At 75.3% G+C, this 18,378-nt stretch carries 13 protein-coding genes; 2 read left to right on the top strand and 11 right to left on the bottom strand.

All coding sequences use genetic code 11. The features are described from left to right. Positions 1-154: 154 nt before the first annotated feature. From ACI769_RS08415 to ACI769_RS08395, 5 genes are all read right to left on the bottom strand, one after another. Entirely contained in the window at positions 155-2,854 is a 2,700-nt protein-coding gene (locus ACI769_RS08415) for a ComEC/Rec2 family competence protein (protein WP_409141471.1), read from the bottom strand. After that, positions 2,851-4,176, bottom strand: coding sequence for a helix-hairpin-helix domain-containing protein (locus ACI769_RS08410; protein WP_232322542.1), 1,326 nt, complete (start codon positions 4,174-4,176; stop codon positions 2,851-2,853). The genes ACI769_RS08415 and ACI769_RS08410 overlap by 4 nt, the downstream gene beginning before the upstream one ends. Before the next feature lie 121 nt (positions 4,177-4,297). After that, positions 4,298-5,179, bottom strand: a complete 882-nt coding sequence (locus tag ACI769_RS08405; protein ID WP_085387694.1) for a DegV family protein — start codon at positions 5,177-5,179, stop codon at positions 4,298-4,300. Positions 5,180-5,285: 106 nt separating this feature from the next. Then, a complete protein-coding gene (locus ACI769_RS08400) occupies positions 5,286-6,257 on the bottom strand; it encodes a DUF5692 family protein (RefSeq protein ID WP_085387693.1) in 972 nt (323 codons plus the stop codon). A gap of 97 nt (positions 6,258-6,354) precedes the next feature. Next, positions 6,355-6,966 (bottom strand): TetR/AcrR family transcriptional regulator, encoded by a 612-nt coding sequence (locus ACI769_RS08395; RefSeq protein WP_043659968.1) that lies wholly within the window; start codon positions 6,964-6,966, stop codon positions 6,355-6,357. Positions 6,967-7,362: 396 nt separating this feature from the next. On the opposite strand from ACI769_RS08395, the gene ACI769_RS08390 reads away from it, so the two are divergent. Continuing rightward, on the top strand, positions 7,363-8,988 hold the full coding sequence (locus ACI769_RS08390; RefSeq protein ID WP_409141470.1) for a helicase HerA-like domain-containing protein: 1,626 nt from the start codon (positions 7,363-7,365) through the stop codon (positions 8,986-8,988). Between the two features lie 133 nt (positions 8,989-9,121). Here the strand turns inward: ACI769_RS08390 and leuS are convergent, their stop codons facing one another. Beyond that, positions 9,122-12,121, bottom strand: coding sequence for a leucine--tRNA ligase (gene leuS, locus ACI769_RS08385; protein WP_409141469.1), 3,000 nt, complete (start codon positions 12,119-12,121; stop codon positions 9,122-9,124). A gap of 67 nt (positions 12,122-12,188) precedes the next feature. Between leuS and ACI769_RS08380 the strand changes: the two genes are divergently transcribed. Continuing rightward, complete coding sequence (locus ACI769_RS08380; RefSeq protein ID WP_051876945.1) at positions 12,189-12,635, top strand: YbjQ family protein; 447 nt, start codon at positions 12,189-12,191, stop codon at positions 12,633-12,635. 33 nt (positions 12,636-12,668) lie between these two features. Here the strand turns inward: ACI769_RS08380 and ACI769_RS08375 are convergent, their stop codons facing one another. From ACI769_RS08375 to ACI769_RS08355, 5 genes are all read right to left on the bottom strand, one after another. Continuing rightward, complete coding sequence (locus ACI769_RS08375) at positions 12,669-13,325, bottom strand: vitamin K epoxide reductase family protein (RefSeq protein WP_240696681.1); 657 nt, start codon at positions 13,323-13,325, stop codon at positions 12,669-12,671. Positions 13,326-13,472: 147 nt separating this feature from the next. Continuing rightward, the gene (locus tag ACI769_RS08370; protein WP_409141468.1) at positions 13,473-14,768 is read right to left on the bottom strand and encodes an MFS transporter; all 1,296 of its coding nucleotides are present in this window, start codon (positions 14,766-14,768) and stop codon (positions 13,473-13,475) included. Between the two features lie 115 nt (positions 14,769-14,883). After that, positions 14,884-15,612 carry a metal-dependent transcriptional regulator gene (locus ACI769_RS08365; protein ID WP_061266759.1) on the bottom strand — a complete coding sequence of 243 codons (729 nt, stop codon included), beginning with the start codon at positions 15,610-15,612 and terminating at the stop codon, positions 14,884-14,886. Between the two features lie 34 nt (positions 15,613-15,646). Beyond that, positions 15,647-16,351 carry a YceI family protein gene (locus ACI769_RS08360; protein WP_409141467.1) on the bottom strand — a complete coding sequence of 235 codons (705 nt, stop codon included), beginning with the start codon at positions 16,349-16,351 and terminating at the stop codon, positions 15,647-15,649. A 54-nt stretch (positions 16,352-16,405) separates the two neighbouring features. Further along, the gene (locus ACI769_RS08355; protein WP_409141466.1) at positions 16,406-18,310 is read right to left on the bottom strand and encodes a metallophosphoesterase; all 1,905 of its coding nucleotides are present in this window, start codon (positions 18,308-18,310) and stop codon (positions 16,406-16,408) included. Positions 18,311-18,378 lie beyond the last annotated feature (68 nt).

Raw genomic sequence — 18,378 nt, 5'->3', positions numbered from 1 at the left:
CCGAGGCTGCGGTCCGCGACCCTCGCAGGAGTTCCGGCGACGCCGCACCGATGACGCCCTGGCGTCAGGGGCGCCCTGCCACCGGGCACCGGGGCACCGGGGCACCGGATGCTCGGCCGCTCGGGTGCCCGTGCGGGGGCGCGCTCGGGCGCGGTCATCCGCATCCCGCGGCGGAGAGGACGTCGTCGCGCACGACGAGCGCCACGGTGCCGCACGCGTCGGTCCGCAGCACGGTAGCCCCGACCCCGCGGTAGAGGTCGAGCGCCCGGTCGGTGGGGTGGCCGTAGGTGTTCTCGCCCGAGCTGACGAGCGCGACGGTCGGTGCCAGGACACGCGCGAGCCGGTCGGACTGGGTGGCCGAGCCGTGGTGCGCGACCTTGACGACGTCGACCGGGCCCGTGCCCCGCTCGCCCAGGGTCCGCGCGAGCGCCGCCTGCCCCGCGTCCTCCAGGTCGCCCAGCGCGACGACGTCCAGTCCCGCCACCCGGACGAGGAGCGCCACGCTCGCGTCGTTCGCGTCGCCCGGTCCGGCCTGCAGCACCTCCCACGAGGCGCCGTCGTCGACGCGCTCGCCGGATCCGCCGGCACCCGCAGCGCCGACTGAGTCCGCCGTGCCCGTCGCGCCCGTCTCCCCGGGCCGCGCGACCTGTGCCGGGACGCCCGCGTCCGCGAGGTCCCCGAGCACGCGCTCGGCCTGCCCCGCGGGCTCCGCCGTGGGGCTCACGAGCGCGCGCTCGACCTCCCGGCCGCGGAGCACCGCCTCCAGGCCGCCGACGTGGTCCGCGTGGAAGTGGCTGAGGACGAGCAGGTCGACCCGCTCGACCCCGAGGTCGTCCAGGCACGACCCCGCTGCGGCGCCCGCGGGCCCGACGTCCACGACCACCGCGGCGCGCGGGCCCGAGCGCACGACGAGCGCGTCGCCCTGCCCGACGTCGCACGCCACGACCGCCCAGTCCGCGGGGACCGGCCCCGCGGTCACACCGAGCGGCCGGAGCACCACGACGAGCAGGACGGGCACCGCCAGGACCACGACGACCACGGCCGCGAGGCGCGCACGGGGCCGGGCTCTCGCCCGCGGAGCGAGGGCGGGGTGCGCGCCGTCGGCCCGTCCGAACGGCCCGGCGTCGGGGCGTGACGACCGGGTGACGCGACGCCACTCCCCGGCGAGGCGCGCCCGCAGGGACGGCGACGTCGCGCGACGCAGCGTGCGGCGCTCCCCCGCGTCCTGCAGGGCGCGCGAGCGGAGGACCACGGCGAGCCCGACGGCAGTCAGCGCGGCGAGCAGCGCGGCTCCTCCGAGACCTCCCGGCCAGGGCGCCCGTGCGCCGGGCGTGGCAGCGAAGACCTGGGCGACGCCCGCGATCCAGCCCGTGAAGAGCCCCGCCGTCCAGGCGAGCGCGGTCGCGGCACCAGGCCACCACGGCGCGACGAGCGTCGCGAGGACGCCGAGCACCGTCGCCGGACCCAGCGCCGGTGCGGCCAGGAGGTTCGCCGGGACGGACCACGTGCTCACGCTCGGGTCGAGCAGGACGACGATCGGGGCGCACGCCGCCTGCGCTGCCACCGGGACGGCGAGGACGTGCGCGGCGGTCCGTCCGCACCATGGTGCCAGCCGGCGGGCGATCGGCGCCGTGAGCAGGGCCAGCCCGGCGGTCGCGGCGACGGAGAGGACGAAGCCGTACGACCGCGCCAGCCACGGGTCGACGACCAGGAGCACGACCACGGCGGCCCCGAGCGCCGCCACCGCGCGCGACGGGCGCCCGAGCGCGATGCCGAGGACGCCGACCACCCCCATCGCCGCCGCTCTCAGCACGCTCGGTTCCGGGTGGACCAGCGCGACGAACCCGACCATCGCCGCACCCGTGACGACGACGCGGACGGCTCGCGTCGCCCGCAGCAGGACGCACAGTGCCGCGACGCACGCGACGACGATGACGAAGTGGCCGCCGGACACGGCCGTGACGTGCGTGAGCGACGTGGTGCGCATCGCCTCGTCGAGCTCCGGGTCCAGCCGCGAGGTGTCCCCCACGGCCACCCCCGGCACGAGCCCGCGCGCCTGCGGGCTGAGCCCGTCCGTCGCGTCGAGCAGGCTCTGCCGCATGGCGTGCACACCCTGCAGGAACCGCCCGGGGTCGTCGACGACGCGTGGCGCGCCGTCCGTGCGCAGGAACGTCCGGTCCCCCTGCACGTCGAGCCGGCCGGTGACCACGACGGCCGCCCCGTACGCAAGGTCGGTCCACCCGTCCCCTGTCCCGGACACGACGACGGGCCCCGCCGCCGGGACGGTCGCGCCGCGTGCGGTGACCTGGTCGACCGCCACCCGCACCTCGTGCCGGTCGGCCGACCCCGACCACGGGTCGGTCCGCGGCTCGACGGCGGAGCGCACCGTCCCGGCGAGGGTCGCCGTCGCGCGCTCGTCGGCCAGCGAGGCGAGCGGAGCCCGCGCGGCGAGCTGGGCCCCGCCCGAGAGGAGGACGGCGGCCACGCACGCGAGGACGAGCGCCACCTGCCCGAGCACGCGCACGCCGACCGATGACCCGGTCCTCGGCCCGACCGGCCGACCGTCCTGCGGCTGGGCGGGTACACCGAGCCGCGGGCCGTCCGACCGGCGGGGGCCCGCACCGGTCGCCGGGCCAGAGGGCACGGTGACGACGCCCCCGCCGAGACCCGCGTCGGACACCCCGGGGAAGGTCGCCCCGCGACGCAGCGCGACGAGGCCGGCGACGAGCACGCAGCACAGCACGACGGCCGTGGCACGCGCCGCGTGCAGCGCGTCCGCCGCCGACGCACCTACGGCGACGAACGCGGTGGCCCACGCCGCGAGCGCCGCCGGGACGAGCCGGAGGTCGGTCACACGCGCACGAGGTCGCGCACGTCCTCGAGCACGGCGGGGCCGATACCGCTGACCTCCCCCAGCTCGTCGACGGCGGTGAACGGCCCGTTCTCGTCGCGCCACGCGACGATGCGCTCGGCGAGCACAGGACCGATGCCTGGCAGCGTGTCGAGGGCGGCGGCGTCGGCGGCGTTGAGGTCGACGATCGCGCCACCCGCACCCCCGCCACCGGTGGCGGCCGCCCCCGGGGAGGCGGGTGGCGGTGCGGCGACCGCCTCGCCGGGGCGGGGGACGTGGATCTGCTCGCCGTCGGTCACGGCGCGCGCGAGGTTGAGAGCGGCGAGGTCGGCGTCGGGGGTCGCTCCCCCGGCCGCGTCGAGCGCGTCGGCGACTCGGGCGTCCGTCGCGACGGTGACGAGGCCCGGCGCTGCCACCTGCCCGACGACGTGCACGACGACCCCGCCCGACGTCCCCGCCGCTGCTGCGTCCGGATCGGGAGCGGACTCCCCCGCGCCGTCGACGGCGGCACCACCCGCCGCGGCGGGCGACGCGTCCGAACCGGCCGGGGCGCCGTCACCGGCCGCAGCGGCCGCGGCGGGGGCGTCCACGCGCGCCACAGGCTCGACGCCTCCGGCCGGCGCCCGCAGCACGGCGACGCCGACCGCGACGAGCAGCACCACGACGAGCGCGGTGACCGCGGTCCGCGGCCGCAGCGCCCACCGCCTGCCGCCCTCCTCGGCGAGGTCGCCGAACCCGGAGTGCGCCGTCGGGTGCCCGTGCGCGGCCGTGTACGCGCTCGCGGCCGTCTGCGCCGCGCGCCGCCGCAGGCGAGCCACCTCTCCGTCCGCCTCGACGTCCTCGTCTCCGTCCACGGTGGCGGCGGGCACCTCGTCGTCGGACCGCGCCGTCCCCCCGAGGGTGGCGGGACCGACGGCCTCGTCAGCCTCCGGCACCTCGGACGGCGGGGACGGCAGAGACGGCACGGACGGCGCACGCTCCTCCGGCTCCGGCCGCGACGGCAGCCACCCGTCGGCGCCGGACGACCCGGGGTCGCCCGGCGCTCCAGGACGCCGGTGCCAGGACGGGACGGCGTCCGACGCAGGGACGTCCGACGCAGGGACGTCCACCGCCTCGCGCGGCTCCCACGACCACCGCTCGCCTCGCACCGGGCTCGTCTCCGGCGGGTCGACCCGGGGCAGCGCGGCGGTCGCCGGGTGCCACGCGAGGGCAGGCCGCCCGGACCCGGCGACCGCCCGCAGGCGTTGCCGGACGACGGCGCCGTCCCTCCCGGGGTCGCGGCCGGGGCGGGCGTGCTGGCGGGGCTCGTGCCGAGGTGTGCTCACGCCGTGGACGCTAGGGCGGGGGTGCCACGCCCTGCCGGCGCCTCGAGCCGGGCTGTGGAGGGGACGACGAGGCGCCCGGCTTGTGCACGGCCACGCGCTTAGGGGCCGCGCGGTCGGCACCTCAGGTCGTCGTCGAGAGGTCCCCTGCCCCGGAGCCGCGGTCGGCGAGGTCCGCGACCACGACGGCGAGCACGCCCGGGCCGACGTGCGCCCCGAGCACCGCGCTCACCGGCGTCACGACGACGTCCAGGCCGGTGCGCTCGGTGAGCGTCACCGCGAGCCGGTCGGCGCCGTCGTCGTCCCCGACGTGGTGGACCGCGAGCGCGGGCCGCACGCGTCGGTCCGCCGACTCCACGGCGACCGTCGTGAGCCGCTCGACGGCGGCCGACCGGGTCCGGACCTTCTGCACGACGTCGATCCTGCCGTCACGCACCGCCAGCAGCGGGCGGACACCGAGCACCGTCCCGAGCGCGGCCGAGGCCGCGCTGAGACGGCCACCGCGGCGCAGGTGGTCGAGCGAGTCGACGAGGAAGACGGCACGGCTCGCGTCGGCGACCTCGATCGCCCGCCGCGCGACGACGTCCGACCCCGCCCCGGCTGCCGCGGCCGCCGCCGCCTCGCGCGCGGCGAAGCCGAGCCCCATCGCGACGGTCCGCGAGTCCACCACCCGCACGGGGACCGGGGCGTCGGCGGCCGCGAGCGCCGCCGCGTGCACCGTCCCCGACAGCTGCCCCGAGAGGTGCACGGAGACGATCTCGCGCGCGCCGACCGCGGCCGCCGCGGCGTACGCCTCGCCGAACGCACGCGGCGTCGGCTGCGAGGTGGTCACCCGGTGGCCGGCCTGGAGGTGCGCCGCGACGTCCTCGGCGGTGAGGCCGACGCCCTCCAGGTGCGACTCGTCGTCGACGATCACGTGCAGGGGGACGGCGCGCAGCCGCTCGTCGGGCCCGTCGGGCAGGGAGGCTGTGGAGTCGGTGACGACGTGGACGCGGTGGTCGGTCATGGCCGCGCCACCTTACGGCGACCACGCGTCGTCGCGCACCCCGGCCGCGCAGGGACGCGACCGGCCCGCGACACCGGAGCGGCGCCGGGGGCCGGTGGCCGGTGCGTCAGGCCGAGGTGGCCGCGACTCCCGCGGGCACGGCCTGCTCCGCAGGGCGCGCCGCGGGCCGCTCCGCGGCGAGCCGGCGGTAGGACGCGTGGTCGGCGTACAGCTCGTCGCGCAGCGGGTTGCGACGCCGCGAGACGATCACGTACGCCTGGTAGACCGCGACGGCGACGTTCGCGAGGAGCGAGACGAGGCTCACCACGAAGAGCGCCGTCGGGTCGTGGGAGGACTGCACCGCGAACGGCGAGTCGGAGACAAACGCCGGGACGGCCATGGTGAACATCATCCAGAACGCGAGGGTGTGGGCACGGTGCTGGAGCCAAGCCCCCTTGCGCAGGAAGAAGGCGGGGATGGTGCACGAGATCAGCAGGGCGGCACCGGCATAGAACGCGTGGTCACCGACGCAGTTGTAGACGTAGGCGAAGTTCCAGAGGTCGTAGGCGATGATCCAGAACCACATCATGTCGGGCCAGATCATGTCCTGGAACCGGTCACGGGTCACGAAGATCCCGACCCACCCGCAGATGGTGACGAGGTTGAGGATGCCGGCGACCCCGTTCATGACGTTCCACGGGCCGCCCACCATGACGACGCCGTCGACCACGCCGTCCATCCCCGTGACCTGGAAGTCCCGGATGACGGCCTCGAGGATGTTGAGCCCGAGGATCGCGGGCGGGAACAGCAGGGCGTACCGCATGGCGCGCAGCCGAGGGCTGTAGCGCAGGAGCATGAAGCCGATGCAGCCCGCGAGGGCCGAGTAGACCTTGACCCAGTGGAACCACGTCCCGGTCGAGGAGCCGGCGCCCGCCGTCTGCGGCCAGACGAAGATCGTCAGCGCCACGGGCAGGACCACGAAGATGCCGACGGCGGCGGTCTTCGACCAGCGCACGAGCTCGTTGAGCGCGATGAGCGCGGCCAGCACGACGAACCACATGACTGCTGCCTGCCACGGGATCGAGTCGAACAAGAACATGTCGTCTTCTCCTGGGGGACGACCGGGCGGCCCACGCCGCCCGGGACGGTGCGCGCTCGGAGGGCTTCCGGGTCCCGGCGCGCCGGAGGACCCGGGATCACCCGTCCGAGGAGCTCTCCTCGTCCAGGTGCAGCGTCTGGCGCACGATCGTCGCGAGGGCCGCGTCGTCCACGTCCGGGGAGTTCCGGACGAGTCCGACCAGCCCGTAGACGAGCACGTAGAACGTCTCCGCGACGTGCGCGATCCGGACGCGGTGCCGTGCCGCGTAGGCCTCGACCGTGGTTGCCTCGAGGCACGCGACGACCGCGCGGACGGCGCGGTCGAGGAACCGGTCGTAGAGCCCGCCGTTCTCGGGGCGCCGGAGGTCGTCGCGCAGCGGGTCGATCGCGCGCAGGTAGGTGCGGAACATCGCCACGCAGTCGACGAGCGCGGTGTCGATGTCGCCCGTCTCGCGAGCGGCGTCCCAGGCGCGGACGGCCGCGGTGAACTCCTCCACGTACTCGTCGAGCACGGCGTCGACGAGCGCGTCCTTGTCCGCGAAGTAGTAGTAGACGAGCCCGCGCGCCACGCCGGCGCGCTCCGCCACGTCCGTGGTGGACGTCTTCGCGATGCCTCGCTCGACGAAGAGCTCACGGGCGGCGCGGACGATCTCCTCGGCCCGCACCTCGGGTGCGGACCGGCGTCGCCGCGTCGGTGTCGTCGCGCTCATGGACGCTCCTTCATCAGGGGGACGTCTTCACGCTAGGGTCGCTATTGACAGACCGTCAATAAAGCCGAGCGCCGCGGGGACGAAAGTCCCCGAAGGTCGTGACGACCGTCCGGGCGCGGCCGGGCGGCCGCCCGCGCCGCGCCCTAGGATCCGAGGCATGGGCGACGACGCACCGACCGACCCGGAGATCCTGGCGCTGCGCGCGGCGACGCCCCCGAGCCGGACGCCCCCGCTCCCCCGGCCTCCGCTCCCTCGACCGACGCGACCCCTGCCGACGCGCCGCCCGGGGACGCTCCCGCGGCCGAGCCGTCCCCGACGGACGCACCACCGGAGCCGGCGCCGACCGGCCCCGCCCGGGACGCACCGTCGCCCCCCGGCGACGGGTACGCCGCGCAGGTGGCGGCGGGCTACGCGTACGCCGGCGGCACGCTCCCGCTCGGTGCGCTGCTGGAGGGTACGGAGGGCGGCGACCCGTCCCCCCGCGCCGACGTCCAGGTCGGGTTCGCGCTCTCGATGCTCAACCGGCACGGGCTCGTGGCGGGCGCGACGGGCACCGGCAAGACGAAGACGCTCCAGGGCATGGCGGAGGGCCTGTCGGCGGCGGGCGTCCCCGTGTTCCTCGCCGACGTCAAGGGCGACCTGTCGGGGCTCGCCGTGCCGGGCACGTCGTCCGCGAAGATCGTCGAGCGCGCGGCGTCGATCGGCCAGGACTGGAGCCCGACGGCGTACCCCGTCGAGGTGTACTCGCTCGGCGGCCTCGGCACCGGGGTGCCGATCCGGACGACGGTCGCGGACTTCGGCCCGCTCCTGCTCGCCAAGGTGCTCGGCCTCAACGAGACGCAGGAGTCGAGCCTCGGGCTCATCTTCCACTGGGCCGACGCGCAGGGCCTCGCGCTGCTGGACCTCAAGGACCTCCAGGCCACCATCGCGTACCTGACGTCCGACGAGGGCAAGGCCGAGCTCCGGGGCATCGGCGGCGTGTCGGGCGCGACGGCCGGCGTGATCCTGCGCGAGATCGTAGCGCTCCAGGCGCAGGGTGCGGACGTGTTCTTCGGCGAGCCGGCGTTCGCGACGTCGGAGCTGCTGCACACGACGCCCGACGGGCGGGGCGTCGTCTCCGCGCTCGAGCTCCCCGCGGTGCAGGACCGTCCGGCACTGTTCTCCACCTTCCTCATGTGGCTGCTCGCCGACCTGTTCCAGGAGCTGCCCGAGGTGGGCGACGTCGAGAAGCCGCGGCTCGTGTTCTTCTTCGACGAGGCGCACCTGCTGTTCACGGGCGCGTCGAAGGAGTTCCTCCAGCAGGTGGTGCAGACGGTGCGCCTCGTGCGGTCCAAGGGCGTCGGCGTGTTCTTCGTGACGCAGAGCCCGAAGGACGTCCCCGCCGACGTGCTCGCGCAGCTCGGGAACCGCGTCCAGCACGCGCTGCGCGCCTTCACGCCCGACGACGCCGCGGCCCTGCGGGCCGCGGTGCGCACCTACCCCACGTCGCCGTACGACCTCGAGCGGCTGCTCCAGTCGCTGGGGACGGGCGAGGCCGTCGTCACGGTGCTCACCGAGAAGGGCGCGCCCGCCCCGGTGGCGTGGACACGGGTCCGTGCGCCGCAGTCGTCGATGGATCCCGCGCCGGCGTCCGTGCTCGACGGCATCGTGGCGGCGTCGCCCGCGACGGCCCGGTACGGCACCGCCGTCGACGCCGAGTCCGCGTTCGAGCTCCTCCAGGTGCGCGTCCAGGAGCAGGCGGCGGCGCGCGCCGCCGCCGACGCGGCCGAGGCCGAGGCGGCCGCGCAGGAGAAGGCGGCGAAAAAAGCCGCCCAGGAGGCCGAGCGCGAGGCGAAGAAGGAGCAGGCCGAGCTGGAGAAGATGCGGGCGAAGCTCGAGCGCGAGGCCGCGACGGGGCGCTCGCCCTCGTCCGGGTCCTCCCGGTCGCGGTCGTCGAGCCCGCTCGACTCGTTCCTCCGCTCGGCGGGCACCCAGCTCGGCCGCGAGCTCACCCGCACCATCTTCGGCACTCGCCGCCGCTGATCCGCCACCCGGTGGGTGCGGGAGACCGTCGCGCCGGGACCGGTCCAGCGCGGCTGTCTCGACCCGTGAGTGCCGGAGATCGTCGCGTCCGGCTGCCTGGGACGCGACGATCTCCTGCACTCAGCGAACGAGGTCAGACGACGATGTTGACCAGCTTCGGGGCGCGGACGATCACCTTGCGGACCTCGGCGCCGTCGATCGCGCGCACGACGTTCGGCTCGGCGAGCGCGGCCGCCGTGAGGTCCTCCTCCGAGATCGACGGCGGCACCTCGATCCGCCCGCGGACCTTGCCCTTGACCTGCACGATGCACGTCACGGTGTCCTCGACGAGGTAGCGCTCGTCCGCCGTCGGGAAGGGCTCGTGCGCGAGCGAGCGCTCGTGTCCCAGGCGCTCCCACAGCTCCTCCGCGATGTGCGGCGCGACGGGCGCGGTCATGAGCACGAGCGGCTCGACGGCCTCGCGCGGCACGCGGTCGAGCGACGTGAGGTGGTTGTTCAGCGTGATGAGCTTCGCGATGGCCGTGTTGGGGCGCATGTGCTCCATCTCGACGCGGACGTCCGCGATCGCCCGGTGCACGGCGCGCAGCGTCTCGGGCGACGCCGGCTCGTCGACGACCGTCACCTCGCCCGTCTCCTCGGAGACGACGTTGCGCCACAGACGCTGCAGGAACCGCTGCGACCCGACGACGGCGCGCGTCTCCCACGGGCGCGACAGGTCCAGCGGGCCCATCGACATCTCGTACACGCGGAACGTGTCGGCGCCGTACTCGGCGTACATCTCGTCGGGCGTGACGACGTTCTTGAGCGACTTGCCCATCTTCCCGTACTCGCGCTGCACGACCTCGCCGTTCCAGCGGTACACGACCTCGCCCGAGCCGTCGGGCGCGGGCTCCTCCGTGACCTCGGTGGCGGGCACGTACTGGCCGCGCGCGTCGGTGAAGGCGTACGCCTGGACGTAGCCCTGGTTGAAGAGCTTGTGGAACGGCTCGACGCTCGACACGTGGCCCAGGTCGTAGAGGACCTTGTGCCAGAACCGCGCGTAGAGCAGGTGCAGCACGGCGTGCTCGACACCGCCGACATACAGGTCCACGCCCCCGGCGCGGCCCGCGCTCGGGTTGTGCTCCGGGCCCATCCAGTAGCGCTCGAGCTCGGGGTCGACGACCGTGTCCTGGTCGCCGCCGTCCCACTGCGGGTCGAGGTAGCGCAGGTAGTACCAGCACGACCCGGCCCAGTTGGGCATCGTGTTCGTGTCGCGGCGGTACTGCTTCGGCCCGTCGCCGAGGTCGAGCGTGACGTTGACCCACTCGTCGTTGCGGCCCAGCGGCGCCTCGGGCGACGAGTCGGCGTCGTCCGCGTCGAACGTGCGGGGCGCGTAGTCGGGGACGTCCGGCAGGTCGACGGGCAGCAGCGCGTCCGGGATCGCGACGGGCTGGTCGTTCTCGTCCCACACGATGGGGAACGGCTCGCCCCAGTAGCGCTGGCGGCTGAACAGCCAGTCGCGCAGGCGGTACGTCGTCGTGCCCTCGCCGATGCCCTTGCCCACGAGCCACTCGGTGATGCGGCGCTTCGCCTCCGGCACGTCGAGCCCGTCGAGCGAGATCTCGTCGTTGGCCGAGCCGACGACCACGCCGTCGCCCGTGTACGGGCCCGTGAAGTCCTCCGGCAGCCCGTCCGCGGGCTCGACCGTGCGCACGACCGGCAGCCCGAACGCCTCGGCGAACGCGAAGTCGCGCTCGTCGCCGCCGGGGACGGCCATGATCGCGCCCGTGCCGTAGCCCATGAGCACGTAGTCGGCGGTGAAGACCGGGATCGCCTGGCCATTCACGGGGTTCACGGCGAGGTGCCCCGTGAACACGCCGGTCTTCTTGCCGGCGTCGGCCTGGCGCTCGACGGCGGTCTTCGCGGCGGCCTCGCGGCGGTACGCCGCGACGGCCTCGACCGGCGAGCGGTGCCCGCCCGTCCACGCGCTCGACGTGCCGTCCGGCCAGTGCGCCGGGACCTCGTCGAGCAGCGTGTGCTCGGGCGAGACGACCATGAACGTCGCGCCGAACAGCGTGTCGGGGCGCGTCGTGAAGACCTCGACCTCCGCGCCGGACTCCGCCGCGGCGTCGTTCGCCCCGTCAGGCGTGCCGAGCACGGCGAACCGCACGAGCGCGCCCTCGCTGCGACCGATCCAGTTGCGCTGCATCGCCGTGACCTTCTCGGGCCAGTCGATGAGGTCCAGGTCGTCCGCGAGGCGGTCGGCGTACGCGGTGATGCGCATCTTCCACTGGCGCAGGCTGCGCTGGAACACGGGGAAGTTCCCGCGCTCCGAGCGGCCGTCGGCGGTGACCTCCTCGTTCGCCAGGACCGTGCCCAGGCCGGGGGCCCAGTTCACGGGAGACTCGTCCACGTACGCGAGGCGCTGCGAGTCGACGACGGCGCGGCGCTGCTGGGGCGTGAGGCTCGCCCAGCCGGCCCCCGCCTCGACGCCCTCGACGCCGCCCGGCACCGGGCGCGCGCCCGACGCGAGCTCGGCCTCGAGCTCGGCGATGCGGCGCGCGCGGCCACGACCGCCGTCGGGACGCAGCGCCTCGGGGTCGTACCAGGAGTCGAAGATCTGCAGGAAGATCCACTGCGTCCAGCGCACGTACTCGGGGTCGATCGTCGCGAACGTGCGGCGCGAGTCGTGCGCGAGCCCGAGGCGGCGCAGCTGCCGGCGCATGTTGGCGATGTTCGCCTCGGTGGTCACGCGCGGGTGCTGCCCCGTCTGCACCGCGTACTGTTCGGCGGGCAGGCCGAACGCGTCGTAGCCGAGGGCGTGCAGCACGTTCTCGCCGCGCATGCGCCGGAACCGGCCCACGACGTCCGTCGCGATGTACCCGAGGGGGTGCCCCACGTGCAGGCCCGCGCCCGACGGGTACGGGAACATGTCCATGATGAAGTACGGGCTCGCGCCCTCGGGGCCGTCGCCCTCGCCGTCCGTCAGGTCGCCCGTGGGGTTCGCGGCCCAGAACGTGCCGCGCTGCTCCCAGAGCTCCTGCCACTTGAGCTCGATCTGCTCCGCGAGCGCCGGCGTGTAGCGGTGGGCGGGGCCGCCCGCGGCGGGGGCGTCCGGGGCGTGCGGGATCGAGGTCGTGTCAGGCGTGGTCACCCGGCCGAGTTTACCGGCCGTCGCACGGCCCGACGGCGGCCGTCCGCCCCGTGCGAGGATGTGCGGCGTGATCATCGTGACGACCAACGACGTGCCCGGCTACCGCATCGACGCGGTGCTCGGCGAGGTCATGGGCATGACCGTGCGCAGCGCCAACCTCGGGGCGAACTTCGTCGCGTCCTTCCGCTCGATCGGGGGCGGGGAGGTCAAGGAGTACACGCAGCTCGTCTACGAGTCGCGCCAGGAGGTCATGCACCGCATGGTGCAGGAGGCGCAGCGCCGCGGGGCCAACGCCGTCGTCGGGATGCGCTTCGACACCGGCGAGATCGCGGCGTCGTTCTCGGAGGTGTGCGCGTACGGCACGGCCGTCGTCGTCAGCCCGCTCGCCGCGGGCCAGCCCGGCGCGACGGCGCAGTCCGCCCACCAGGCCCAGGGCGGGCCGTCCGCTCCCCCGCAGCCGGGCGGCCACGGCTACCCGCAGGACGCCGCGCCGGACCAGCCGGCCTGGCGCTGACGCGACACGGCACCACCGGCGCGGCGGCGCCGGTCAGAACAGCGAGACGATGATCGGGCCCTTGACCAGCACGATCCACGCGACGAGCGCGACGTAGGCGATCGCCAGGAACAGGTTCCGGTTGCGGACGAGGGTGCGGCGCACGCCCTCGCCCGCGGGCAGGTAGCCCTCCTGCACGGCGTGGACCACCTGGTACCAGAACAGCGGGATCATGGCGAACCACACGACCATGCAGTAGGGGCACATCGCGGAGATCGCGTACATCGTCGTCCACATGAGGAAGACGATCAGGCCCATGCCGAGCGTCGTCCCGCCGAGGAGTGCGAGCCAGTACCAGCGCGGCAGGCGGGCGCCCGCCAGCAGGACCACGCCCGTGGTGATCACCACGGGGAACGCCGCGATCCCGAGCAATGGGTTGGGGAAGCCCAGGAGCGCGCCCTGCCACGAGTCCATCGCGTCGCCGCAGTCGAGCAGGGCGTTGACGCTGCACGAGGCGACGTGACCCGGGTCGGCGAGCTTGAGGTACTTCTCGATCGCGAGCGCCGCCGAGCCGGCGAGGCCGATCGCGCCCAGCACGACGAGCAGCCAGCCCATCGTGCGCGGCCTGATCGGGCGGGGGCCGGACGCGGGCAGCAGCTCGTCGTCGGGCCCGGCGGACACGTTCGCACCGGCGGTGGCGCTCTTGCTCACGGGGACGCTCCTCGTGGGTCACCGGCTCCCGCCGGACGTGACGGCGCGCACGGCGGTGCGCGCACGGCACAACCTACCGCGCCCCGCTGGGACCTGGCTGGGAGACACCGGACCACCGCACGGGCGCCACCTCGGTCGGTCGGCGGGCTACCGCGGCGGCGCGACGGCCGCCGACGGCGCGTGCGCGTCGTCGGGCAGCGGGGCGACCACGACGCCCGCGGGGCGGCGACCGGCGACGAGGATGATGGTGAGGCCGGCCACGGTGAGCACGACGCCCGTCCAGGCGGGCGCGAGGTAGCCCCAGCCGGCGGCGATGACGAGCCCGCCGAGGAACGCCCCGTTGGCGTTGCCGACGTTGAGCGCGGAGTGGCACAGCGCCGCACCGAGCGACGGCGCCGACGGCGACAGGTCCATGAGCCGCGTCTGGAGCGACAGGCCGAGGATCTGCGACGTGACGCCGAGGAGGAACAGCGACAGCACGGCCGGGACGGGGTGCTGCCCGGTGAGCGCGAAGAGGGCGAGCATCGCCCCGGTCGACACGAACCCGAGGTACACGGTGCGCATCACCGAGCGGTCGGCGAGCCGGCCGCCGAGCACCGTCCCGACGGTCATGCCGACGCCGAAGATCGCGAGCACGAGCGGCACCGCGCCGGACGCGAGCCCGGTGACGCGCGTGACGGTCGGCTCGACGTAGGAGTACACGGCGAACATGCCGCCGAACCCGATCGCGGCGCCGACGAAACCCGTCCACAGCGGGCCGTTGCGCAGGGCGCCGAGCTCGCGCCGCACGCTCGTGTCCTCGTTGCCCGCCCCGGCGGGGATCAGCCGCCACAGCGCCAGGAGCGTCACGAGCCCGAGCGCCCCGACCACGACGAACGCGGCCCGCCAGCCGAGCTGCTGCCCGGCGAACGTGGAGAGGGGGACGCCCACGACGTTGGCGATCGTCAGGCCCGCCATCATCGTCGCGACGGCGCGGCCCCGGCGGCCAGGACCCGCGACGGCCGCGCCCACCGCCGCCCCGACGCCGAAGAACGCGCCGTGCGGCAGCCCGGCGAGGAAGCGCCCGGCGACGAGGGTCTCGATGCTCCCTGCCGTGGCGGAGAAGAGGTTCCCGAGCGTGTAGAACGCCATGAGCGCGAGGAGGAGCGTCTTGCGCGGCACGCGTGCCGCGGCGACGGTGAGCAGCGGCGCACCGACGACGACCCCGACGGCGTAGGCCGTGATCGCGTGGCCGGCGGTCGGGATGGACGTGCCGAGGTCGGTCGCGATGTCGGACAGGAGCCCCATGGTCGCGAACTCGGTCGTCCCGATGGTGAAGCCGCCCATCGCGAGCGCGAGCAGCGCGGGCCCGGCGCCGCGCAGGCGACCGGCGTCGCGCAAGCGGCCGGCGTCGCGCGGCTCAGGGGCGTCCGACGGCGGTGCGGACGGGGTGGCGTCGGTCATGGGTGTCCTCGTGCGTCGGTCGGGATGGTCGGGCGAGCGGCTCGGAGCGGAGTTGTCGAATCGATTCGAGCCCGGTCGGCGACATCGGCGACGAGAAGAAGGGCAGGCGACCAGTCTAGGCGGAGACGGGCTCGGCGCGCACGACCCACACGTGGTCCGCCGCGCGCAGACCGAGCTGGGCGGGCGCCGCCGGGCGGCCTTCCGGCACCGGCTCGACGCCCTCCGCCGGCGGCGACCAGACGACCGAGAGGATGCCCGCGTACTCGCGGCGCTCGCGGACCTCGACGCCCGTGTCGAGGCCGACGCCGATCTCGGCGAGGTAGCGCAGCACGTCGGGGTCGGCGTCGGAGATCCGCACCACCGTGCCGCGGTCGCCGACGACGAGCTCCGCGAGCGGGACCGCGGGCGGGCGGACGACGGTCCCGTCGGCGCCGGGGATCGGGTCGCCGTGCGGGTCGCGCGTGGGGTGCCCGAGGCGCGCGTCGATGCGCTCGATGAGCAGGTCGGAGACCGCGTGCTCGAGCACCTCCGCCTCGTCGTGGACCTCGTCCCACCCGTAGCCGAGCTCGGACACGAGGTACGTCTCGAGGAGCCGGTGGCGGCGCACCATCGCGAGCGCGAGGCTGCGGCCGCGCTCGGTGAGCGTGATCGCGCCGTACGGCGCGTGCTCGAGCAGACCCTGGGCGCTGAGCCGCCGGACCGTCTCGGAGACGGTCGAGGCCCCGACGCCGATGCGCTCGGCGAGGAGCTTCGTCGTCACGCGCTCGTCCGCCCACTCCTGGGCGGCCCAGACGACCTTGAGGTAGTCCTGGGCGACGGGCGTCAGGTCGGTCGGGTGGTCCACCCGACCACCCTAGGTCACGGCGTCCGGCGGGGGCTCAGGGGGTCGCGGACCGGACGAGCTCGAGCCGCACCTCGACCGTCCCCTCGTCGCGCACCTGCACGGGCGCGTCGGGCGGCACCGCGATGCCGAAGTCGGAGAAGCGCACGCCGATCGCCCCGGTCGCGAGCACCCCCTGGCCCGACCGCTGCACGTCGAGCGCGACCGTCACGGCCTGGGTCTCGTCGCGGATCGTCAGCGCCCCCGCGGCCTGGAGCCGGACCGTCTCCTCGGTGGCCGCGAGCTCGCTCACGTCGATCGGCGAGGTGAGCGAGAAGAGCGTGGTCGGGTACAGGTCCGTCTCGAGCGCCTGCTGGAGCTGGCGGTCCGCCACGGACGACCCGGTCCGGAGCGCGGTCGTCGCGACGGTCACCGTCGCGGTCTGCAGCTCCCCGTCCGCGACGCGCAGCGTGCCGGTGACGTCCGGCGTGGTGCCGAGGAGCACCGCCTCGTCCGCCGGGACGTCGAGGACGTCCGCGCGGAAGCCCGCCTCGGAGCCCGGCGCGACGACCCACTCGCCGTCCACGTCGAAGGGCCCGGGCGCGGCCGGGGCCGCGGACGCCGTCTCCTCCCCCGGCGACTGCAGACCCAGCGGGGGCGGGGTGCGGCCCTCCTGCACCTCCGAGTACACGAACGGGGCGAGGAGCACCACGACGAGCGCGAGGACCACCGACACGACGATCCAGCGCGTCGACCTGCTCATACGCCCCATCCTGCCGTGCCGCGCAGCGCGCGGCGAGCACCGACGCGCAGCGGCTCAGCCCTCGCCCGCGGGTTCACCCCCGGCCGGGGCGTCGACGGGCGCGTCGCCGTCGGGCACGTCGCTCTCGGTGCCGACCTCGGTGCCGTCCTCGTCGGGCTCCCCGACGACCGGCTCGCCCGACGGCGTGGGCCACGCGATCCGCGGCCAGACCTTCGCGGACTCGTCCGTCCCGATCTGCACGAGCTGCCAGTCGACGATGCGCCGCCGCTCGGGGTCGAAGCGCAGCACCGTCATCTCCGCGGTGCCCTTGAGCGGGCCGATGCGGAGCTGGTCCTTGACCGCGCCCGCGGTGCTCCCGCTCACGTACCGGACGCCCCCGCCCGTCCGCTCCGGACCGGACCGGGTGTGCATGTGCCCGGAGACCTGGTTCGGGACGCAGCCGGAGTCGAGCGCCTCGTTCCCCATGCGGGGTGTGTGGATGAGGAGGAGGTCGATCGGGTCGCCGTCCTCCTGCTCGGCGCACGCGACCTCGGTCAGCCGGGCCGCGTACTCCTCCGGCGTCTCCTCGCGGGGCGGCTGGCTGCCGAGCCCGAGCCGCGTCTCGAGCGGGTCGCGGTCGCCGAGGATGCGGATCCCCTCGACCTCGACGACCTTGCCGTCCAGGACGGTCTGGCCGTTCGCGCGCTCCTGCGCCGAGGTCTCGACGCTGTCGTGGTTGCCGTCGGCGACGACCATCGTCACGCCCTTCGGCACCGCGGAGGCGAACGAGTCGACGCAGAACGACTCGACGGCCGTGCCGTTCATCGTGGTGTCGCCGGCGTTGAGGACGACCGACGCCCCCGACCGCTCCACCGCGGTCCGGATGAGCGGGGCCATGCCGGTGTTGCAGTGCAGGTCGCTCACCACGAGGAGCGTGACGAGGTCCTCCTCCGCCGCCGGGGCGGGCCGCGGCGTCGGCTCGTCGCCCGCCTCGGTGTCGGTCTCGCCGTCGGTCTCGGTGTCGGAGCCGTCGTCGGGCGCGCCGGGCTCGTCGGCTCCCGCGTCGGCCCCGTCGTCCGTGCCCGACGTCGTCCCCTCCGTCGCGTCCGGGGCGTCGCCCGTCGCGTCGGGGGCGTCGGAGGACGCGCCGTCGGACGGCTCGTCGGAGGCCCGGTCGTCGGACGGGCCCGCCGCGGCGGGCGCGGTGAGGCGCTGGATCCGGTCGCGCCGGTCCCAGGCCGCGACGAGGTGGGCGTCCGCGCGCGCGTAGAAGTCCTCGTTCTCGCGGTAGAGGTCGATGAGCATCGCGCCGTAGGTGTCGACGACGCCCGCGAGCCGGCCCGTGATGCGCGCGCCCTCGAGCGGGGTCCCGTCGAACACCGCCGACGCGCGCTGGGACGGCCCGGCCGTCGTGCCCGGGTCGCTCGCGACGAGCGACGCCCCGACGAGCGAGACGAGCACGACGCCCGCGGTGATCTCGTACGTGCGCGGCGCGACCCGCTCGCTGAGCTCGCGCCGGCGCGGCGGGCCGAGCAGGAGGGAGAGACCCGCACCGACGGCCGCGACGACGAGGATCGCGAACCCCGTGCGGCGCAGCGCGTCGACGACGAGGGCGCGCGCGACGGAGCCGATCGTCTCCTGCGGGCCGCCGAAGAAGCGGAGGTAGTCCTCGAGGTCCTGGGACAGACCCTCCAGCGTGTCCGCCTGCCCGACGGCCGTGAGGTCGGCGGGGATCTCCTCGACCGTGACGTCGGCGCCGAGGCCGAGCGGCAGCGGCGAGTCGATCTGGATCGTCCCGAGCGGGCCGAGGTCGACGGTGACGAGGCCGTTCGTCGTGACCTCGTACAGCGCCTCGTGCGGGCCGAGGCTGCGCTCGGCCGTCGCCGTCGTGACCCCCCACACGACGCACGGCACGAGGGCGAGCAGGATGCCGAGGGTCCAGCGGACCCAGCGGGGCGGGGTGCGATGCGGACGGCTCATCACCGCCCAGCCTCCCGGATCGCGGCTCTCGTCGCCAACCGCGAGCGCCGCGCGCCCCGCCGCGAGGG

The sequence above is a fragment of the Cellulosimicrobium sp. RS genome (genome assembly GCF_046159675.1).
Taxonomy (GTDB): domain Bacteria; phylum Actinomycetota; class Actinomycetes; order Actinomycetales; family Cellulomonadaceae; genus Cellulosimicrobium; species Cellulosimicrobium funkei.
Note: the sequence above shows the minus strand (reverse complement) of the source record. Positions and strands in the feature narration are given on the sequence as shown.